Origin of the sequence: Paenibacillus sp. CFBP 13594, from assembly GCF_014842675.1 — a bacterium.
GTDB lineage: Bacteria > Bacillota > Bacilli > Paenibacillales > Paenibacillaceae > Paenibacillus > Paenibacillus amylolyticus_B.
Genome location: NZ_JACYVQ010000020.1, coordinates 17,625 through 39,696, shown reverse-complemented (window position 1 = coordinate 39,696; position 22,072 = coordinate 17,625). Strand labels below are relative to the sequence as shown.

Annotated in this window: 2 protein-coding genes; both read right to left on the bottom strand. The window is 45.5% G+C overall.

Annotated elements, in window-relative coordinates; translation table 11 throughout:
* Positions 1 to 5,899, bottom strand: a 5,899-nt coding sequence (locus IFU39_RS31740; protein ID WP_192136428.1) for a non-ribosomal peptide synthetase, incomplete at its 3' end; no start/stop codon positions are given.
* A 166-nt stretch (positions 5,900 to 6,065) separates the two neighbouring features.
* Entirely contained in the window at positions 6,066 to 21,893 is a 15,828-nt protein-coding gene (locus IFU39_RS31735; RefSeq protein WP_192136427.1) for a non-ribosomal peptide synthetase, read from the bottom strand.
* Positions 21,894 to 22,072 lie beyond the last annotated feature (179 nt).

Below are 22,072 nucleotides of genomic sequence, written 5' to 3'. Positions count from 1 at the left end.
TCGCCGGATGTTTCAGCAGTTGTTGCTCGATCTCGCCAAGCTCAATCCGGTATCCACGGATTTTCACCTGTTGATCGGTACGCCCCATAAATTGCAGGTTGCCACCAGGTAGCCAGCGCACCAGATCACCTGTCCGGTACATTTTGCCGCCAGGTTCATGCGGGTTGTCTACAAATTTCTCGGCCGTCAGTTCCGGATTATTAAGGTAGCCCCGGGCTACACTGTTGCCCGCAATGTATAACTCTCCTGCTACACCAACTGGACATAATTGATGATCACTATTCATCACGTACGTCCATATGTTGGGGAGCGGCTTGCCGATCGGGATATTGCCGTGAACCTGATCTACCCGTTGGTAGGTGGTAGCAACTGTGTTCTCGGTAGGCCCATATGCATTGATCAGCGGGTAGTCAGGAAGAAACGAAAGTTTCAGCTGTTCTCCTCCAGCAATTAGCAAACGCAATGAGGTATTAGGTTGATGGATAAAAACTTCACACACCTTTGGCGGCAACGTGATCAATGTAATGGAGTGTGCATTCATATATGCATTTAGCTGAGACATATCCAGGCGCAACTGAGATGGGATGATGTGCAGCTCTGCCCCCACCACCAATGTCGGAAAAATATCGATAATAGACCCATCAAATGTGATTTGTAAATAATTTGCTGCACGATCTCGTTCCGTTATCTGCTGAGATTCAATGAAGCCATAACAGAAATTGGCGAATGATCCATGCTCAATTAATACACCTTTGGGCAATCCGGTTGAGCCTGAGGTATAAATGATGTAGGCCAGATCATGGTCATTATGTCTTATTTTTGACACGCCATGCCGAGCCGTTCTTCCACCCTTCTCCCGAATGCTCTGTATTGGTGAGCAATGATCGTCAACCACCAAGGCTTCACAGGAAACCCCGACTCTGTTCACTTGAGATAACAAATGTGCTTGAGTTACAACCACGCTGGCACCGCTATCCTCCAGCATGTAGCGAATACGTTCCTCGGGAAAGGCAGGGTCCAAAGGCATATATGCTCCACCCGATTTGAGAATACCAAGTAAACCAACCATCATTTCCAATGAACGATCCATCATAATGCCTACAGGCATTTGTTTATGCACTCCAAGATCCAGTAGAGCTTCCGCAACATCGGTAGCCCGTTCATTCAGTTCGCTATAGGTTAGTTGTTGCCCGTCATATACAACAGCTACTTTATTGGGATAATGAACTGCATGGTCTGCAATCTGTTCCGGAACGGATTTTCGTTGGGCGTAGTCCCGAACATTGTTGTTGAACTGGTACAGCAGCAGCTCCCTTTCCTTTTCTGTCACCAGATTGATCTCACCAATGGTGCGTTGAGTATCGTTTACAATCTCTTTCAAAATTTCGTTATAATGTCCGGCCAGTTTCTCAATGGTCTCTTCTTTGAACAGCCTGGAGGCATACCCGTAAAACATCTCTATCCCCTCCGCTGTCTCCAACGCGGTTACGCTCAGATCAAACTTGGCTGTGGGATGACTGAACGGATAGTATTCAGCCAGCAAACCATTAGCGTCCATTCCCGTTGTCTGTTCAGCCTGAAGGGTAAACAGGGTATCAAATAGCGCACTCCGACTCGCATCCCTTTTCACTTCAAGTTTGCTTACCAGTTCATCAAACGGATAGTCCTGATGGGCAAAGCCGTCAAGCGTAGTATCTCTAATATGATGAAGCAACTGCTGCAAGGACATATCGGGTTCAGGATAGAAGCGTAATGCCAGCGTATTAACAAACATACCCACCATATCTTCCAATTCTGGATGCTCTCTTCCTGCCACCGTAGTCCCTATAATGATGTCATCCTGGGAAGTGTATCGGGCAAGAAGTATCGTATATGCGGTTAACAGCAAAACAAACAGCGTTACACCGTTTTCGGCAGCCAACAAACGCAGTTTTTGTGTCAGTTCGAAATCCACTGCACATTGAAGCCGGTTTCCTTCATAACTCTGAATCGCAGGTCGGGAGAAATCGAGCGGCAAATTTAACACGGGCAATTCACCTTTAAGCATGTCTGTCCAATATTGCTGGTGCTCTTGCCTTTGTTCCTGTTGTTCCGGAGCCAGAGACCATTCAGCATAATCTTTATATTGAAGGGTGAATGGTGCCAGTTGTTTATGTTCATAGATTTGCCCTATTTCCTGGATAAGGATATCTATGGACACCGCGTCTGAAATCAAATGATGCATATCAAGACATAAATATTGGCTGATCTCCGTTCGCCATAATGCAGCTCTGAACAAAGGGGCCTTCTCCAGATCAAAGGGTTGGATAAATGAATGTATGAACGGATCGAAATCCTGTTGCAACCCGTTGCCTACAAGAAGATTGAAGTTCACTTGGGCATGAATACGCTGCACGGGCTCACCATCGATTTCTGTAAAAGAAGTTCTCAGCCCTTCATGTCTATGAATAATTTCAAGCAATGTCTGCTCCATACGTACCTGTTCAGCTTCTTTTGACAATCGGATAATAAGGGGCATGTTATACATCAAACCCGTTTGCTGCACCCGATCCAGAATGTAAAGTCTGCGCTGTGCAGCGGACAATGGATAATGTGGCTTTTCGTTTGCCTTTTGGATTCGGAAAGTGCGCTGTGTCTCCACTGTTCGAAGCCATGCAGCCAGCTGCCTGATTGTAGGCATGTTAAAGATATCCTTGAGTGTAATCCGAAGCTCTAACTTTCTCTGAATGGCTGACATCATAGCAAAGGCTCTCAAAGACTGACCACCCAGCTCAAAAAAGCTATGATCTACACCAATCGGCCGAAGCTCCAGTATCTCTTCCCAGATGGACGCCAGTATACATTCCAGCTCATTGCTTGGGGCCACATACGTCGTATTGGCCATGCTGTCCACATCGGGATGGGGCAAAACGTTAAGATCTGCCTTACCATTGAGGGTACGTGGAATTTGCTCCAAACTCATAAACCATGAAGGAATCATATAAGCCGGCAATCGCTCTCTCGCATGTGTTTTCAGTTCATCAAAGCCATGCACATGCTCTGGCGAATTCCAGACAATATACGCACATAGGCAGAGCTGACCTTTCTGATCCTTTTGAGTTATAACCACAGCGTCGCTTACATCAGGATGATCTGCCAGATGATGCTCCACTTCCCGAATTTCAACGCGATATCCACGTATTTTAATCTGTTCATCATTTCTTCCAAGAAACTCTATATTTCCATCCGGCAGCCATTTCCCCATATCCCCGGTGCGGTACATTTTGGTCCCCGATGCAAGCAGATGATCTACAAAACGGGATTCTGTTAGCTCGGCAAGGTTGAGATATCCCTTAGCGACCCCTGCCCCCCCGATGTATAATTCCCCTGCTACACCAATCGGAACGGGTTGTTGATGTTCATCAAGTATAAACACCTCATAGTTACCAAGCGGACTACCTATGGGAATAGATACTCTTCCTTCGTCCTGTGGCATCACACGATAATATGTAGCACATACCGTTGCTTCGGTAGGTCCATATGAATTGTACACTTGAGCCGAACCGACCATATTCCGGACATATTCGTATTTCAGGACGTCCCCACCACTGATAAATTTCATGTTGGCATGTGGACGCAGGTGCCTGTTTTTGTCCAACTCGTTCAGAAGAAGCGGGGAACAGCTTAAAACAGTGATGTTCTCTTTTTCAATCTGCATAACCAGGTCATCCACATGCGTTTCGTTGAGCTTGCCACTAAGAACAATACGTCCAGATACAGCCAGCAACGGAAATACTTCCTCAGTGAACGCGTCGAACGAAAAGGACACCACCTGAAGAACCGTATCTTCCTCTGTTAGCGGTACTCTGTTCAAAAATGCAGAGATATAGTTCAATACATTTCCATGAGTCGTCATAACTCCCTTCGGCGCACCTGTCGAACCGGAAGTATAGATCACATAGGCCAAATCACCTTGATGATTCACTCGTTCCGGGTTGCCTGGTTCCATATGTTCAATCTCCGGATTGTCCATCGCCAGCTCGGATGTGATGTGGAGCCTGTCTCTGAAAGGACACCCGTTCAAAAGCAACACAGCCCCGCTATCCCTGAGCATGTATGATACCCGGTCATCAGGCAATTCAGGATCAATGGGCAGATAGGCAGCCCCTGCCTTGAGAACTGCCAGTATTCCAACAATCATGTCCAAGGATCGCTCCACCATAACACCGATGATCGAATTGGGCTTTCCCCCTTTCACTCGAAGCAGGCGTGCCAGCTTATTTACTCGTTCATTAAGTTGCTTGTACGACATGGATTTTTCCCCGTGGACTACTGCGATCCGTTCAGGTGTAGATGCAGCGCGTTCTTCAAACCAATCATTTAATGTGCCCTGGTACGAATCCACTCGCTTGCTGTTAAACTGGTACAACACCTGATCTTCTTCCTGCCTGGACAACATGCGAAGCTGACTTACCTTTTGCATGGCGTTTGACGCAATCTCATTCAACATATCCATCAAGTGACTTAAAAAACGTTCCATGCTATTTCGGGCAAACAATTCGGAAGCATATTGCAGATCCAGTTTCATGTGACTGCCGTAATGGATTACAGTGAGACTGAGATCAAATTTGGAGACGGGCAGATCGAATTCACACATTTCCGCTTGAAGCTGACCAAGTTGGAACACATAATCCTCTGCGTGCTGCAAATCAAACATCGTATCAAACAGCGTGTGTCTGCTTCGATCCATGGGTAAGTTCAGTTTTTCAATCAGTTCATCAAAAGGATAATCCTGATTCTCATATGCGTTCAAGGTATGTCTTCTCACCTGATTCAAAAACGCGCTGAATGTCTGCTCCGGGTCTATGTTATGTCGTGTTGCTATTGTATTGGTGAACAAACCGATTACTGATTTGAGATGATCATGCGACCTGCCTGCGATCGGGGTACCCACGATAATATCTTTCTGTCCAGTATATTTGGATAACAGTACTACGTAGGCTGATAAAAGCAGCATATACATCGTTACGTCATGCTCATCGGCAAGGCGCTGCAAATTTCTCGTTAATTCCTGATCCAATTCGGTAACCATTCGTTGACCGGCGTAATTTTGCTCTGGGGGGCGTGCATAATCCAGAGGCATTTGAAGTTGTGGCAGTTCCCCACTCAGCGTTTCCAACCAATAGGTCTCCTGCTTTTTCAGATCACCTGAACGTTCTTTGGCTTTCTCCCATGCTACATAGTCCTTGTACTGGATGGAAACAGGTGTCATCGGTTTGCCACTGTACAGTTCAGCCAGTTCATTCAAAAACAGCGCAAATGACATCCCATCGGATACAATATGATGCATGTCCATGAGCAGTACATGCTGATCTTGATCCAAGCGGACCAGTTCAGCCCGCAGCAGCGGAGCCTGCGTTAGATCAAAAGGTCGAATAAATTGTTTGATCTTGACCAACATATCTGATTCATTCCGTTCACTGAAATCAAGCTTAAACCGAATTTCAGAGTGAATCTTCTGAGCAGGCTCACCCTGATCATCCACAAATGACGTTCGAAGTGCTTCATGTCTCTCCATCACGCGTCCAATCGCTTCTTCAAGTAAATCCAGTTCGAGATGACCCGTCAGCTTCACCGCCATTGGAATGTTATAAGCAATTCCCTGATCGTCCATTTGATACAGAATATACATTCTTTTCTGAGCCCTGGACAGAGGGTACATCTCGTTGGTCGACTCTTGAGCCTTTGGAATAGGCGCATTCCATACTTCTTCCTGATGGATCAGAAACTGAATAAGAGCCTGTTTGTGTACTTTAATCTGTGATTTAAGGTCAGCATCGATTTCCTCACGCGGTCCGATCATTTTGATTTTTCCGTCTTGATGGTACAATTTCACATTTCTTCTCTGTAAATGATTCATAAACTCCGCAATGTTCATAGGAATTCACCATTCCTTTCAGTATGACGCCTAAGACATGGAATTCCGGGAGAAACTGCACCTTTACACCTCGTCTAATGAAGAGGCAATACACGATGCAGTCTCTCTCGGATCATTGAGTCATTTATTGAACTTAAAGAACGAACTGTTAAATCTCTTCTTCTACATATTCATTCACATCAGGGCCAGCTGTACTACCGCTCAATATATGAATGGCCTGTTGTTTAATCGTTGGATATTCAAAAAATTGGCTGATTTTTAATTCCATTTGGAACTTTCGGTTAGTCAGCTGAACTGCATGCATCACTTTCAGGGAATTCCCACCGCATTCAAAGAAATGGTGGGCGGTGCCAATTGGCTTCACATTCAGCACCTCTTCCCATATGTTTATTAACTGTTCCTCCACATAATTGGAAGGTGCCTCATACGTTGTCTCTGATTTAACTTCAATCTCAGGGCGAGGCAACGCTTGGCGATCTATTTTCCCGTTTGGCGTAAGTGGGAACTGCTCCAACACCTTGAAATAGGATGGGATCATATAGCCTGGCAAACGGGCTTCCATAAAGGATTGCATACCTATCCGGTTGACTTCCTGCAAGGCAGTAATGTAAGCACACAATGAATCCTGCCCACTCGAATCTTTGACAGCAACAACCATGGCTTCACGGACATGCTCATGTGAAATCAGGACCTGTTCGATCTCCCCAAGTTCGATCCGATAACCTCTCAGTTTCACCTGATGATCCATCCGCTCCAGAAATTCAATCGTTCCGTCAGACTGTCGGCGCACCCGATCTCCAGTGCGGTACATTCGTCCATGGAGCTGATATGGATTATTGACAAATTTGGCTTCGGTCAGATCTTCATTGTTCAGATAACCGATACTTAATCCATCACCTGAGAGATAAAGCTCTCCAGGTACTCCATTTGGAACAAACTGTTGATTGTCGTCCAGAATCCATGCAGATGTGTTCGCAATGGGCTTACCAATCGGAAGACTTCCATCATGGTCACCTATAGCTTGTACAGGATAACTTGTTGCAAACACTGTACTTTCCGTAGGACCATATACGTGAATCAGTTTGTCTTCTCCCATATGGGAAAGAGCTCTCTGGGCATGGGAGACAGAAGCCCGCTCCCCTCCAAACAGGAGTTTCCGAAGTCCCAGCAAACAATGAGGCGCACGATCAACCAGCAAGTTAAACAACGCAGTTGTCATGAAACAGACCGTAATTCTCTCCTCTGTCATCACTTTAGACAATTGGTTGATATCCAGCAGGGTCTCCTGTTCAATCATGACCAGCCTCGCGCCGTTTAATAGCGCTCCAAAGATGTCAAATATCGAGCCATCAAAAGCATAATTTGAGATCTGCAATATTGAATCAGAGGAAGAGATCTGAATATAATTCGTATCTTTCACTACCCGAATGGCATTGGCATGGGAGATCATTACACCTTTTGGTTTCCCCGTAGAACCCGAGGTGTAGATAATATAGGCCAGATCGTCTCCTGCCTTATCCTTGAATGCCAAGGTTGGGGCTGATTCCTTCATGCCTAGGCTCTCTAATCGGATGGCTTCTTCAACATCTGCACGTACATTCATGACTTCAATGACGTCTGTGAAATCCTCCATCCATTGTTTTTCCGTAAGCAGCAAGGCGGCACCACTGTCATGCAGCATGTGCACAATTCGCGCTCTTGGCCATTCCGGATCGATCGGTAAATAGGCTGCTCCGGATTTGAGAATTCCAAGAATACTTATAATCATCTCGGAAGAGCGTTGCACCATCAGTCCTACGATGGATGAATTTTGAATGCCTCGCATGCGCAAACGTTCCGACATCTGATTTGATTTCTCCTGCAGCTCCAGATAGGTGAGCTGTTTTTCTTGCATTACCAGTGCAACTGCATCTGGAGTTCGCTCTGCCTGTTCGTCGAATAGCTGCGATAATGTCTTTTCTTTGGGAAATGGTGTCATCGGGCCATGGGATAACAACTCCATCTTATGGCGGGCCTGCTCGCCAATAAGCGCAATTTCTCTTACACGAATATTCTGGTTTGCACTAATCTGCTCCGCCACATAGAGAACATGATCACCCAGACCATTCATCAGATCTGAATCCAGTACGTTACTGTTATAAGACCATTTAAGTCTGAATGTATCGTCCAGAACAGCAGTCACACTCAAATCATAGTGTGTATGCTCATTGCCATAAACACGCTCCAGCGTGATTCCTGTCCCTTGTTCCGCCGCAAGGCCCGCAGCCTGTTCATTCCCAAAATTTTGGAACACCAGTACATGGTCAAGCAAATCGGCTTTTAATTCACTTTGGTCCTGTATATCTGCCAGGTGTACATAGCCATACTTTTGACCTTCCATTCCTTCCTGTTGAACCCTGCGGATAGCATCGGCAAAAAGCTCTTCCGGTTCAAGCTTCACCCGGGTAGGAATGGTATTAATAAACAGCCCCACCATGTTCTCTATTCCTTCAACGTCAGCGTCTCGGCCGGAAATGACTGTGCCGTATATGACATCTTCTGTACCACTGTATCTGCACAAAATCATGCCCCATATCGCCTGAATCAACGCATTAAAGGTAACCTGATTGTTCACAGCGAACTGTTTCAGCCGACTTGTGAGTTCACGCGGGAATTGAATTTCCTGCTCCCGCAACGTGGGCGCTGCTGTATCCAGGTTAGTCCCTGTTTTGGGCAAAGAGACTCGTTCATAGTAGCCCTGGAGATACTGTTTCCAATACGCCAGTGCTTCCTCCTTGTTCTGTTGATCAAGCCAGTCGAGGTAGTCCCCCAGCGGCCTGGTTTCTTCCAACCTTTCAGGCTGCCCAGCCTGCTGACTGGCATAAATCTCAAACATTTCACGAATCAGGATGTCCAGACACCAGCCGTCGAGCAAAATATGATGATGACTGATGACCAGTGTGAACGCATCCGCCCCTCTGGAGATCAGACAAAATCTGATTAATAACTCCCGGCTGAGATCAAACCCTCTTTCCTGATCATCAGTCATGAACTGCTCCATCCGTTGAAGCTGCTCATGCTGACTCTTTCCGGTCCAATCCAGCATCAACCATTCAACCTGTTGCCGGTCAATAATAAGCTGGCGAGGTTGTTGCACAAGTTGATATTCAAATATGGAACGAAGCCCTTCGTGGCGCTGTATTACCCGCCCAAAGCTGTATTTCAATATCTCCACATCAACGTTACCCTTTAATTCCACAAATACCTGCTCAAAATAGGCATGTGATGTTTCTTGCCCCAGCGAATGGTACAACATGCCGGATTGCATAAGGGTCAACGGATAAATTTTGCTGATCACAAGTGGATCAACCTTATTTTGTATAGCCTCCAACTCCGCTATGGATACAGGATGCTTCCCATAATCGGACGGGGTTCTCTCTGCGCCCTGCTTGTTCCGGCAGTGTTGAACGATTTGATGCAAGTTGTACATGAACAACCGATTAAGCTTTTCAGCAATCTCAGCTTCGTATACTCCATCACTGTAAGTCGTATGAACGGTGAACTTCCCATCCATTACAACTGCATTTATTTCAAAATCATGCGATCTGATGAGTTGCCCACCCACCGTTTGTCCTACCGGGATAGGAGACGAACAGAACAAGTTCCGTTCCAGACTGCTGTCCAGTTCACCCATATAATTAAACAAAATAGGTGCTTCCTTTTCATCCGCAAAACAATGCTGATCAGCCATATACTTGAGAACTCCGTATCCGATCCCTTTATTGGGAACGGCTCTTAGTGTTTCCTTGACTGTTTTAATTGCCTCGGGCAATTCCAGCTCCTGAAACAGATCAAATACCAACGGATATACGGATGTAAACCACCCTACCGTTCTGCTGACGTCCATCTCGGTTGCGAGCGCTTGTCGGCCATGCCCCTCCAGCATGATTTTAAACCGGGTTTGACCAGTCATCTCGGTTACACTTAGCATAAGTGCAGTCAACAGAATGTCATTAATCTCGGTTTGGTAGGCTCTGTTTGTCTGTTGAAGAAGCCAGCCGGTTTGTTCACGATCAAGCTCAGATACAAGGGTATCGCTATGACCATAGTCATGGACTGTATCCGTTGCTGGACGCTGATGATCCATGAATGGCGTATACACACTGGATATGTTTTCCCAAAATGCCTGTTCTCTTTGCAGAAGGTGATGTTTAGCATATGACTTTAATGCAGCAGCAAATTGCTGGTAGGAAACGGTTTTGGGTCCCACATCAAACGGCTTTTGTTCAACCGCTTGCATGTATAACCATTCAAAATCTTCGAGCAAAATTCTCCAGGACACTCCATCCATGACCAAATGATGAATAGTGATTAACAGGTGTTCGCCTTCATCGAGCCTGAAGAGACGGAGTTTAACAAGCTGTCCTTCGTGAATCCGCATTTTCTTTTGCAGCAACGATGCCTGCTCTTCAATAAATACTTCCGGTTGTACTACGCCTCTGGCATCCACAACGTCGAACTCAAACATGCCCTTTCTATAGTTCCGGATGGTCTGTGTCATTTCCCCAGAAGAGCTATATTCATAAACTATTCTTAACCCGTCATGATGCTCCATCAGTTTGTCGAAACTAAGCCGAATGGCGTTCTCATCGAACCCTTCCTGCCTGAATAACATAAAAGCCTGATTGTAATGGTTATGCTCAGTATGATTTCTCGCAAAAAAACGCTGCTGAATAGGTGTTAGGAAAACCTCACCTGTCACCTCAACATTCCCAGTAGAATGGGACTGTGACTGTTTGACATATGGACTAAGCTGCCGGATGGTCGGATTGGCAAAAAGATCCTTCATCTCTACTTTTAAACCCAGTTTGGACAATCCCGAAATCGTCTGGAGTGCCTTGATGGAATCTCCACCCATGACAAAAAAGTTATGATGAATCCCAATGCAATCCAGATTCAAGATCTTCTCCCATATCTGAACAAGCTTTTGCTCTTTGTCATTCCTTGGCGATTCATACTTCGCGTCATCCAGTATGCTGTTGCCCGGTTTAGGAAGTCGAGAGCGATCGACTTTTCCGCTTACCGTTCTCGGCAAGTGATCCATTTTGACAAAATGGGCTGGTATCATATATGAAGGAACCTGTAACTCAAGTTTCTCACGAACATCCATAATAGAAGTCCCCGGATCAGTAATCACAATATAAGCACAGAGATAATCGTTACCGCTGTCATCCTGACCTGTGTTAACAAACGCCTCTTGAATTACCTCCAGACGGGTTAACTGATATTCCACTTCTCCCAGCTCGATTCGATAACCACGGATTTTAGCCTGATCATCCTGTCTGCCAACAAATTCAATGGTTCCATCCGGCAGCCATTTGGCGATATCCCCTGTACGATACATTTTCCGGTCACTATCTACAGGTGAATCCACAAACTTCTCTGCCGTAAGATCCAGTTGATTCAAGTACCCGCGTGCCACTCCCTCACCCGAAATGCACAACTCACCCGGTACACCAACCGGCTGTCGACGATTGTAACGATCCATAATCAGGATGCTTGTATTTCGGATCGGTCTGCCGATCGGAATCGTCCCTGTTCGCTCGGCTGTTCCATACACGATTCTGTTCCAAGCCGCATCCACTGTGCATTCCGTCGGTCCATATACGTTTGTAACGTTTGCTCTCATTCCAGGGAGCGTGGTATATACTTCATCGAGAAGGTCAAAGGTCAGCACGTCCCCACCGATAATCAGCTCTTGCAGTTCATACTGCTGTTTGCATCCGGCCGAGGCCAGGGTGAGCAATTTCAGATGAGCAGGCGTACCATCGGACACATGAATATGATGATGAGCATAATAATTCAGCAAAAGATCTGCTTCCCAGACTGTGCTCTTAGGCACGATATGCAGTGCATGTCCGAGCAGCAAAGCAGCAAAAATCTGCTTTACGGATGCATCAAAGATATATGGAGCAATCAATGCAATATTCAAAGGGGTCTCATAGTGCTGATATACCGCCTCCACCAGTCCGTCCACCAGATTGTGAACATTGTAATGTTCAACAACGACTCCTTTGGGTCTGCCAGTAGATCCCGAAGTGTAAATGACATAAGCCGCATCGCTGGAATGGTTGATCATGTCCGGTTCACGTACTGGTTCACGTACCCCTGAACGATCCAATGCATCCAATAAAATAACTGTACCTTCAAACGCAAGGTCATCCACCATGGAATGATCTGCTGTACATAATAAACGCGCACCACTGTCAGTCAGCATATAACGCTTGCGCTCAGTAGGAAGTTCAGGGTCGATCGGCATGTAAGCCGCACCTGATTTGAGCACACCTACAATCGCAACGATCATATTTATGGAGCGCTCCACCATCACAGCTACAATGTGATTTGGTCCTGCTCCTTCCTTACGTAACTCGCAAGCCAGGACATTCGCCCTCTCATTCAACATGCGGTAGGTCAGCTGTTCATTCTCAAAAACTAAAGCGATGTTGTCCGGATTGCGTTCAACCTGCTCCATAAACATTTGGACCAGTGTTTTGTCCCGTTCATAGGCCTGTCTCGGCGGGTTGAACCCTGTCAGAACGGTTTTCTCTGGTTGCGTCAGAATATCTAATTGATCCAGTCGCACTTCTGGAGCAGCAGCGACCTGTCTCAATATCTCGACAAAATGTTCAACAAAGCGCTGAATACGCTCCGTCCGGAACACATCCGTGTTATATTCCAGTTCGAGATTCCAGCTCAGGTTGGTTTTGTTCATTCTGGCCGTCATATCAAATTTGGAACGTTGAATGCCATCTTCAAGCAATATGGCCTCCACATCGTTCATCTGGAGATGAAGATGATCTGTATTTTGAACAAGCATTACGTCAAACAGTGGATTGCGTGAAGGATCACGCTTCACATCAACCTGTTCCACCAAACGTTCAAATGGATATTCCTGATGCTCATAGGCCTGAAGTGTGTTCTCCTTCACCTGTTCCAGATATTGCCGGAAGGTATAATGGCCCAGCGGCGCATTTCTGAGAACTATTGTGTTTACAAACATGCCGACAACACGGTTGAGATCATCATGATTCCGACCTGATACCGGCGTACCAATCAGGATATCTTCCTGTCCGGTATATCTGGAGAGCAGTGTTGTAAATGCAGAGACAAACAGCATATACATAGTGGCTCCCTGATCATTGGCCAGCTGCTCAAGCGCAGCCGTCAGTGTTTGGTCCAGATGCAGACGAACCTGATCCCCGTTAAACGTCTTGGTCTTAGGCCGTGCAAAATCCAAAGGCAAGTCAAGAACAGGAACCTCTTCCTTCAACACATCAGACCAATAATTTTCATGCCGGACCGAGTCACTTGATTGCCGTTCATGTGCCCAGAGGGAATAATCCTTGTACTGCACTGCTACAGGTGGCAATTTTTTGCCATTATAGAACTCGGCCAGGTCATGCAACAGAATTCCGATCGAGATCCCATCTGAAATCATATGATGCATGTCAAACAAAAGGACATGTTCATCTGCTTTGATTTGCACAAGTTCCGCCCGCATCAATGGGGCTTGCTCCAATGAGAAAGGTTGTACCCACTCGGATAGAACAGGTGATTCCCCTTCTGTAAGGGGGGAACTGTACTGAACTTCAAAGTCGAAACTTGGCATAACTCTTTGAGCAGGCTTACCCTGATTCATGACAAATGAAGTTCGAAGGGATTCATGTCTTGCAATCAGGCGGGAGAACGCCTCATTCAATTGTTTTTTATTTATGCTCCCCTTCAATTTCATGGCAAGAGGCATATTATAGGCTGTACCCGTAGGGTCCAGATTGCTCAAAATATAAATTCTTTGCTGCGCTGCTGATAAATCATACAAGGACTGCAATGGCGCATGGGGAATGGATGTATATTTGCTTTTTTTATGATCCAGAATGAATTGGGCCATGCCCCGGATCGTAGGCGTACGGAAAATCTGTACCAATGGCATTTCTACCTGCATCTCCTTGTGTAATCTGGAGATTAGTATGGTGGCCAGCAGGGAGTGTCCGCCAATATCAAAGAAACGTTCATGGACACCCAAATTGCCAACCTTTAGAATATCCTGCCAAAGAGTGACCAGTGCAACTTCAACCGGGTTCCTTGGTGGTTCATACGCGATAGCCGTCCGGTTGCCCGATAGTGTCGGAATCGGCAATGCTTTGCGGTTCACTTTACCGTTAGCTGTTAAAGGCAAGCGATCCATCGCCACGAAATGGGCAGGCACCATATACGAAGGCAAACGCCGGGTCAATTCTTCTTTAATCTCATCGATAACTCCCACAGGATACCCCTCATGACAAACGACATAACCACAAAGAAACGTCGAGTCTGTCGGGTCCATTTGCGCTACAACTGCCGCCTCTAACACCCTTGGGTCCTGCAACAGCAGATGTTCAATTTCTCCAAGCTCAATACGAAATCCTCGTATTTTCACCTGATCATCCATGCGACCCAAATATTCAATATTGCCATCCGGCAGCCAACGCACCCAATCTCCGGTCCGATACATCCGTTGTTCTGGGTTAAACGGATGTTGAACAAACTTCTCTGCCGTTAACTGGGGCCTGTTCAAATACCCTTTTGCAAGTCCGGCTCCGCTTATGCACAATTCACCCGGAACCCCTATGGGCGACAGCTGGTCACTGCCACTCAGAATAAACACGTTGGTATTCGGCAGGGGTCGACCTATAGGAATATTGGAATACATCTGATCGATGGTAAAACTGGTAGTGACGACGGTATTTTCAGTTGGGCCATAATTGTTCACAATTTCATACTTCCGGGGTTCGAAATAATTCAGCTTGTCTCCCCCCGTCAGCAATGTTCGAAGAGAATGGTTCTCCTGTCGGATAAACTGTTCACAAATCGCTGTAGGCAGGAACGCAACACTGATCTGATGCTGATGGAAATAGTCATTGATGCGCACCACATCCAGCCTGATTTCATCCTGAATAAGATGCACGGACGCGCCTGACAACAGATATGGGAACAATTCCCACACAAAGGCGTCAAAGCTCAAACTTGCATAGCTGGCACTGCGATCAGCATCGGTGATCTGATACCGCTTTTGATGCCATGTACACAAATGAACAAGTGATTGGTGCGAAACCATCACTCCCTTAGGCTCACCTGTAGAACCTGATGTGTAAATCACATAAGCCAGATTCTGGCTTTGTCCCCGGATGGGTTGCAAGGAAGAGGAGATCAGGAATTCGTCCATTTGCACAAGTTCAGTCTGCAAATCAATGATATGGACAGAGCTTTCTTTTCCCTGAACGACATGTTCAAACCGTTCCTTCGGTGTTAATACCCATCGGGTCTGACTGTCTTCAAGCATGTAATGGATACGATCATTAGGGTAAGCAGGATCAATGGGCAAGTATGCTCCGCCTGCTTTTAGAACCGCCAGCATTCCGATCACCGCATCAATTGAACGCTCTGCGAAAACCCCGACGATGTTGTTATCACGCACTCCTTTTTTTCGTAATACATCCGCAAGCTGTTCACTCCGATGGTTCAACTCGCGATAGGTTACATGTTTTTCGCCCATCACCAGAGCAACATGATCCGGTGTACGTCTCACTTGCTGTTCAAAGAGCTCATCCACAGTTTGATGCAACGGATACTCCATGGATGGTGGATTAAAGGTATGAATCAACTGATCTCTTTCTCCCGGAGACACACTTTCAATCTCGCTAAGCGGCTGTTCCAGACCGGATATCATGTTGCCCACTAAGGCAATATAGTTGTCACTCATGCGCTGAACGGTTTCCTGACCAAACAAATCGGTGGAGTACTCCACGTTAAGCACGATTTCATTTTCAAACTCAAGGATGTTGAATGTCAGATCAAATTTTGCATTATCCAGATTAAACATGACAGGCGACACCTGGATACCCTCTTTTTCACGAGTAAACAGCGAAGCGTTCTCCAGCGAGAACATCGTGTCAAACAACGGATTACGATTGACCTCACGCTGCACACCTGTTTTTCGCACCAGTTCATCAAATGCATACTCTGAATGTTCAAAGGCTGCTACGGTTGATTGTTTGATTTGCTCAATAAACTGTCTGACCGTATCCGATTCGTTCATCTGGTTTCGCAATGCAATGGTGTTCACGAATACTCCAAACATATGTTGTAACGGCTCATGCAGACGGCCGGAGGCAGCCGTACCCACAACCAGGTCTTTCTCATGTGTATACCGGTGCAGTAAGAGGAAATAAGCACTAAGCATCACCATATACAACGTTGATCCGGTATCCTTGGCAAGCTGCCTGATGTCGCGGGTCTGGCTCTCGCCCAAGTGATTGTAAATGTTGTTTCCTTCATACCTGTTAACTTCAGGTCGTTTGAAGTCGTACGGAAGCTCAAGCGTTGGCGGGGTACTACTATAAATATCCAGCCAGTACGCCTCCTGTTTCGCCATCTCATCCGAATGATTGTACTGTTCCTGCCATGCCGTATAATCCTGATAATGCACATCAACGTCTGGCAGCATCGAGCCACTGTAGAGCTCCAGCAATTCGTTCATCAATATGCCCTGAGATGTACCGTCAGCCACAATATGGTGGAAATTGATAATAAACAAATGACGTCCATGGCCAATTCTCACCAGTTTTGCCCTCATTAAAGGAGGCTGGTGGAGGTCAAAAGCTTGAGTGGACTGTTTGCACAGGTTGCTTGTCAAACGAACGAGTTCATGGTTATCTGTATCGAGTTCTCCGAGATCATCATATTCAAGTGCAAAGGCTACGTTTGTATGAACCGTCTGGACAAGCTCATCCTCTATCACTTTAAATCCAGTTCTCAGTATTTCATGCCTCTCAATAAACGTTTGAAGCGCTCTCTCAAGCCGTACGAAGTGTACTTCTCCTTCCATAAGCAGCGCCATGGGAATGTGATAAGCGCCCCTATTATTTTCAAGCAGCGAGAGGGTGTACATGCTTCTCTGAGCTGCAGAAGCTTTATACCGGTCACGGCGACTTAACTTCTCAATGATCACAGCAGGTTTGACATGTGCTTTGGTAACCAAGTATTGTTCCAAGCTGTATATCGTATCATTTCGGAACATTTCACCAATGGGAACTTCAACATGAAGACGCTTCTTCACTTCAGCCACCATTGCCATAATTTTCAGTGAATCTCCGCCGAGATCAAAACAGCTTACGTTCATGCCAATCTGCTTCAAGCCAAACACATCACTCCAGATCTGAAGTAGCTGTTCCTGAATCGAATTGACAGGCTCTGTATCTACTACAGCATGTTCACGAACACTGAGTTGATGCTGCCTTGCCACTTGTTCAAGTGTCGCTTTGTTGACCTTGCCATTGGCAGTAAGCGGAACTTCATCTACATTCAGAAACATGGACGGAACCATGTAATTTGGTAATTTACTTTGCAAAAGAGCTTTCAGTGGCAGTGTGTCCACATCCTGATCTGCAACAACAAAGGCAAAGAGGCTCTTGACTCCATTCTCGTCAGCAACATCAATAACGGCTGTCTTTTGCACTTCATCAGCTTGCAAAAGTACGTTCTCAATTTCACCAAGTTCTACCCGATACCCTTTGATTTTGACCTGACTATCTTTTCTGCCCAGGAACTCCACATAACCTTCGGATCGAAGGACTCCAAAATCTCCTGTCTTGTAGATGTACCCGAACTGTGGATGAACAATGAATGACTGTCTTGTTTTTTCCTCGTCATGAAGATAACCGCTTGCTACACCGCTTCCACCAATGTACAATTCCCCCTCAACATCTACAGGGCATGGTTGAAGTTGTCTGTTCAGCACATGAATTTGTTGATTGGCTAATGGTCTACCATAAGGGATACTCTTCCATTGCTCAGACACTGCCGTGATTGGATAATAGATGGACCATATTGATGCTTCAGTGGCTCCTCCCAAACTAACCACCTCAGATGCAGGAAATACATCTACTATTTTCTGAGGAAGCCGCAGAGATATCCAGTCACCACTAAGTAATACCAGACGAAGGTCGTTGTTCTTCTCTCCCGGTGAATACAGATCAACACACATGTCCATAAGAGCAGGAACCGAATTCCAAATGGTGATTTTTTCTTGTTCCATCACGTTCTTGAGCTGAAACATGTCACGCTGATCATCAATAAGAACCAGACAAGCCCCGCAGCTGACTGCGCCGAAAATATCATAGACGGATAAGTCAAAACATAATGAAGATATGCCCATCATTCGATCACTGGAGGTTACGTTGAATCTTTCATTCATATCCAGGATCGTATTGGCTGCTGCGCCGTGCTTGATCTGCACACCTTTGGGCTTGCCCGTGCTGCCAGAAGTAAAAATAACATAGGCCATATCATCATTCGTCACTCCGCTGTTTATGGATTCCGCAGAGTAGGTTTCTAACGATTCCGTCTCATATAACTCTGGCATGATGAAAAATTTACAGTTGGCCTTTTCGCGAATATATTGCTTACGTTCCTCCGGATAGTCCGGATCAAGCGGAATATAAGCTGCTCCCGCTTTGAGCACACCGAATATATTCACAATGGTGTCAATGCATCTCTTGCCATACACACCAATATAATCGCCCCGCTGTACTCCGTGATCGATCAAATACCTGGCAATCTGATTCGATCTGCGTTCCAACTCTATGTAACAAATGGAACGTTCATGATGCTGAATCGCCACCCGATCTCCTAAGCTGATCGCTGTTGCAGTTAACAAGTCATGCAGAGGCTTCAGAGTATACGGCTTGCTCGTATCGTTATACTGTTTGATGAGTTGCCTGCTCGCTTGACTCAACGCAAGCTTGGTAACTTGTGTTGCAGAGATCACTTGGTTCAGAATGTTCAGATATTGCTGGAACATCGATTCAATCACTTCTTTTTCAAACAATTGATCCACAAAGTCCCATGTGATATACAACCCGCCATTGATTTCATAGACCTGATTATCAATATAAACCTGTGAGGTTCTTGTACTGAAATACTTGATCTGGTCAAAGTTAAACAAAGCGTCAAATGAATCTTCCACATTTTCATTTAAGACACTTGTAAATACAATTGGCATGACTGCTCTTTTGTGCATATCATGTTTTTTGCCCAATTGTCTTATAAAATCAACGCCATCATAATGTCTGTGATCCAATGCATCCAGCAATGAATGTTGCACCGACTCTGTAAATGTCCAGAACGAATTCAGAGATTTTTGGGCATCAATATCCAGCAACATCAGCGTTGTAAAGTCTCCCGCCATCCTCTTCACATCTTCATGAAACGGAATCCGATTAAATACGGTCAGGTTGACCCCAAATCTCTCCTGGTTCGACCAATGCGCAAGTACATAGGCATAGGCTGCGCATAAAATGGAGGTTGGGGTAACGTTGTGCTGCCTTGCCTGCTGTTTGAGCTTATTCCAATGTTCACCCGTTATAAAGTTCGAGAATTTGCTGAATTGGGGCACGTTTATGTCTGCCGGATTACATTTGAGCGGCAAAGCCGGAGAACCCGGAAAGTCTTCCAGCTTGTCCATCCAATAGCGCTGATCCTTGAAATAACGTGCAGACTGTTTGAAACGGGCCATTGCCTGAACGTAGTCCCTGAAATTATATTGAAGCTCCGGCAGCTCCTGATCCCCGTTTGCATAGAGCCATTTGAATTCCTTGATGAGCAGTTTCAAGCTGCTGTCGTCACAGATGAGCGGGTCCAGATTCAGATAGAAATAATATTGATTCTCTGACATTCGGTAAGCTTTCATTTCAAATAAGGGCCACTCGCTTGGAACAATCACTTTTGTCATCATTCGTTGTCTCTCTGCTTCCATTTGCGAGCTACGATATGCCGTATCCCATTCTGACACGTCTATCACTTCTACCGTGTATAACGGTGGGCTTTTCAATATTTGCTGTGTCCCGTTCTCGTACACAACTGTTCGTAATATAGGATGCCTATTGATCAATTTCTGCAAGGTTGCATTAACCAAATCCATATGCGCCTCGGCCTCGAATTCGACCGTAAAATTGGTCGCAGCTCCACCCATCTCAAATGCAGGGTCACGTCCAATTAAATAAGCCAGCTGAATACCCGTTAGACCAAATGGCTCAAGCATATTGGCAGGATCACCTTGATCCGTGAAGTAAGCCTCCGTGTTATCCTCATCATTATTTTCTTCCAAAAATGTTGCTATATTTTGGATCGTTCCAAGACGGAAAAGCTGGTTTAATGGCAGACTTGCACTTAAATCCTCATTGATCCGTGCAATCACTTCAATGGCATTAAGGGAATGACCGCCCAGATGTGCAAAACTGTCATTTACACTCAACTGCTCGATCTGTAGTACATCCTTCCAAATCAAGGACAGACGCTGTTCCAACTCCGTTGTTGGAGCAACGTAAACTCTGCCTGAATGGATACTGCTATTCGGCTCGGGTAATTCACTCTTGTTAATCTTGCCATTAGCAGTCAGCGGAAGCTGCTCCAGTTTGACATAATAGCTCGGTACCATATACTCCGGTATTCTCTGCTCCAGGAAAAGACGCAGCTCCTCAATCGAGGTTTCCTGGATCAACACCATATATGCACACAGATAAGAATGGCCTGCATCGTTTGTTCGCAGCATGACAAATGCCTCTGCTACCGCATCATGCCGAGACAAATGGGTTTCAATTTCACCCAGCTCGATCCGAAAACCACGAAGCTTCACCTGTTGATCCATTCGATCCAAAAATTCAAGGGTATGCTCAGGCGTCCAGCGAACCAAGTCACCCGTGCGGTACATCCGTTCTGATGTAAAGAAGGGATGCTGAATGAATTTTTGTTCTGTGAGTTCATCGTTATTCAAATAACCGAGCGCAAGTCCATCACCGGATATGCATAATTCCCCGGCTGTTCCGACAGGGACGGGTTGATCATGCTCATCTAATACCAGAACGGAGGTATTAGCGACTGGAACGCCAATCGGTATTGTAAGCGCTTCCTTTTTAATTCCATTTACAGGATAATATGTGGTAAAAACCGTGCTTTCCGTAGGTCCATAAACGTGAATAAGCTTATTGCCCCCCATATAATCAAGCGCTTTTTTTACATGGGTTAACGAAACTCTTTCTCCGCCAAAGAGCACTTTACGAACCGATTGGAAGCAGGATATTTCACGTTCCACGATAGCATTAAAAAAAGCAGTTGTGATGAACATAACGGTAATCCCATTTTTTTCAATGGACCGGGCCAGGCTCGGCATGTGAAGTGCCTCTTCCTTCTGAATAATGACCAATCTGGCTCCGTTCAGTAGGGCTCCAAATATTTCAAACACTGAAGCATCAAATGAATAGTTGGACATCTGAAGCATGCGGTCCTGTTCCGTAATAGTGATGTAATTGGTATTACATACAACACGGATGGCTGATCGATGAGAGATGACCACTCCTTTGGGAAGACCCGTTGATCCGGATGTATAAATGATGTAAGCCGGATCTTCTGCTTGGTTAATATCCGTGAGTGCATCGGATGGAAAGTCACGATAATCCTCGATCGTGGGATGAATAACCTCCATACCGATACATTCTATGTAATTCTCTTGAGGATGAGATGTCAGTAGCATACATGCCCCACTATCCTTGAGCATATAATTCACTCGTTCCTCAGGTGTTTCGGAATCAATCGGTAAATAAGAAGCCCCTGATTTGAGAACGGCTATTAAAGCAATTATCATTTCAGGGGATCTCTCTAACATAATACCGATTATTTTGGTGCGGTCTGCTCCCTTCTGACGAAGAAATGCAGCAATCTGATTTGAATACTGATCTACTTCCTTGTACGTGTATTGAATGGTGTCTGAAGCTACCGCAATGGCATCGGGTTGCAGACTGGCCTGTTCTTGAAATAACTGATGGATGGTATGATTGCGGGGATAGTCTGATCTGTTCTCTTTCACTGTCGGATTCTCTCTGATATTGGAATGTCCAGTAATCATAACGATATCCTTCCTTTGTAAGCAGAATACTTTTATTATATTATCCTGAAATTTCCATGTCAATATATTTACTTATTTGCTTTATTAAGTAAAATGAAAGTAAAATTTGGCGAATATTCTGAGGATAACTCGACAGATTCTAGTATACATGCTACTCTATTTTTGTATAATTTCCTTTA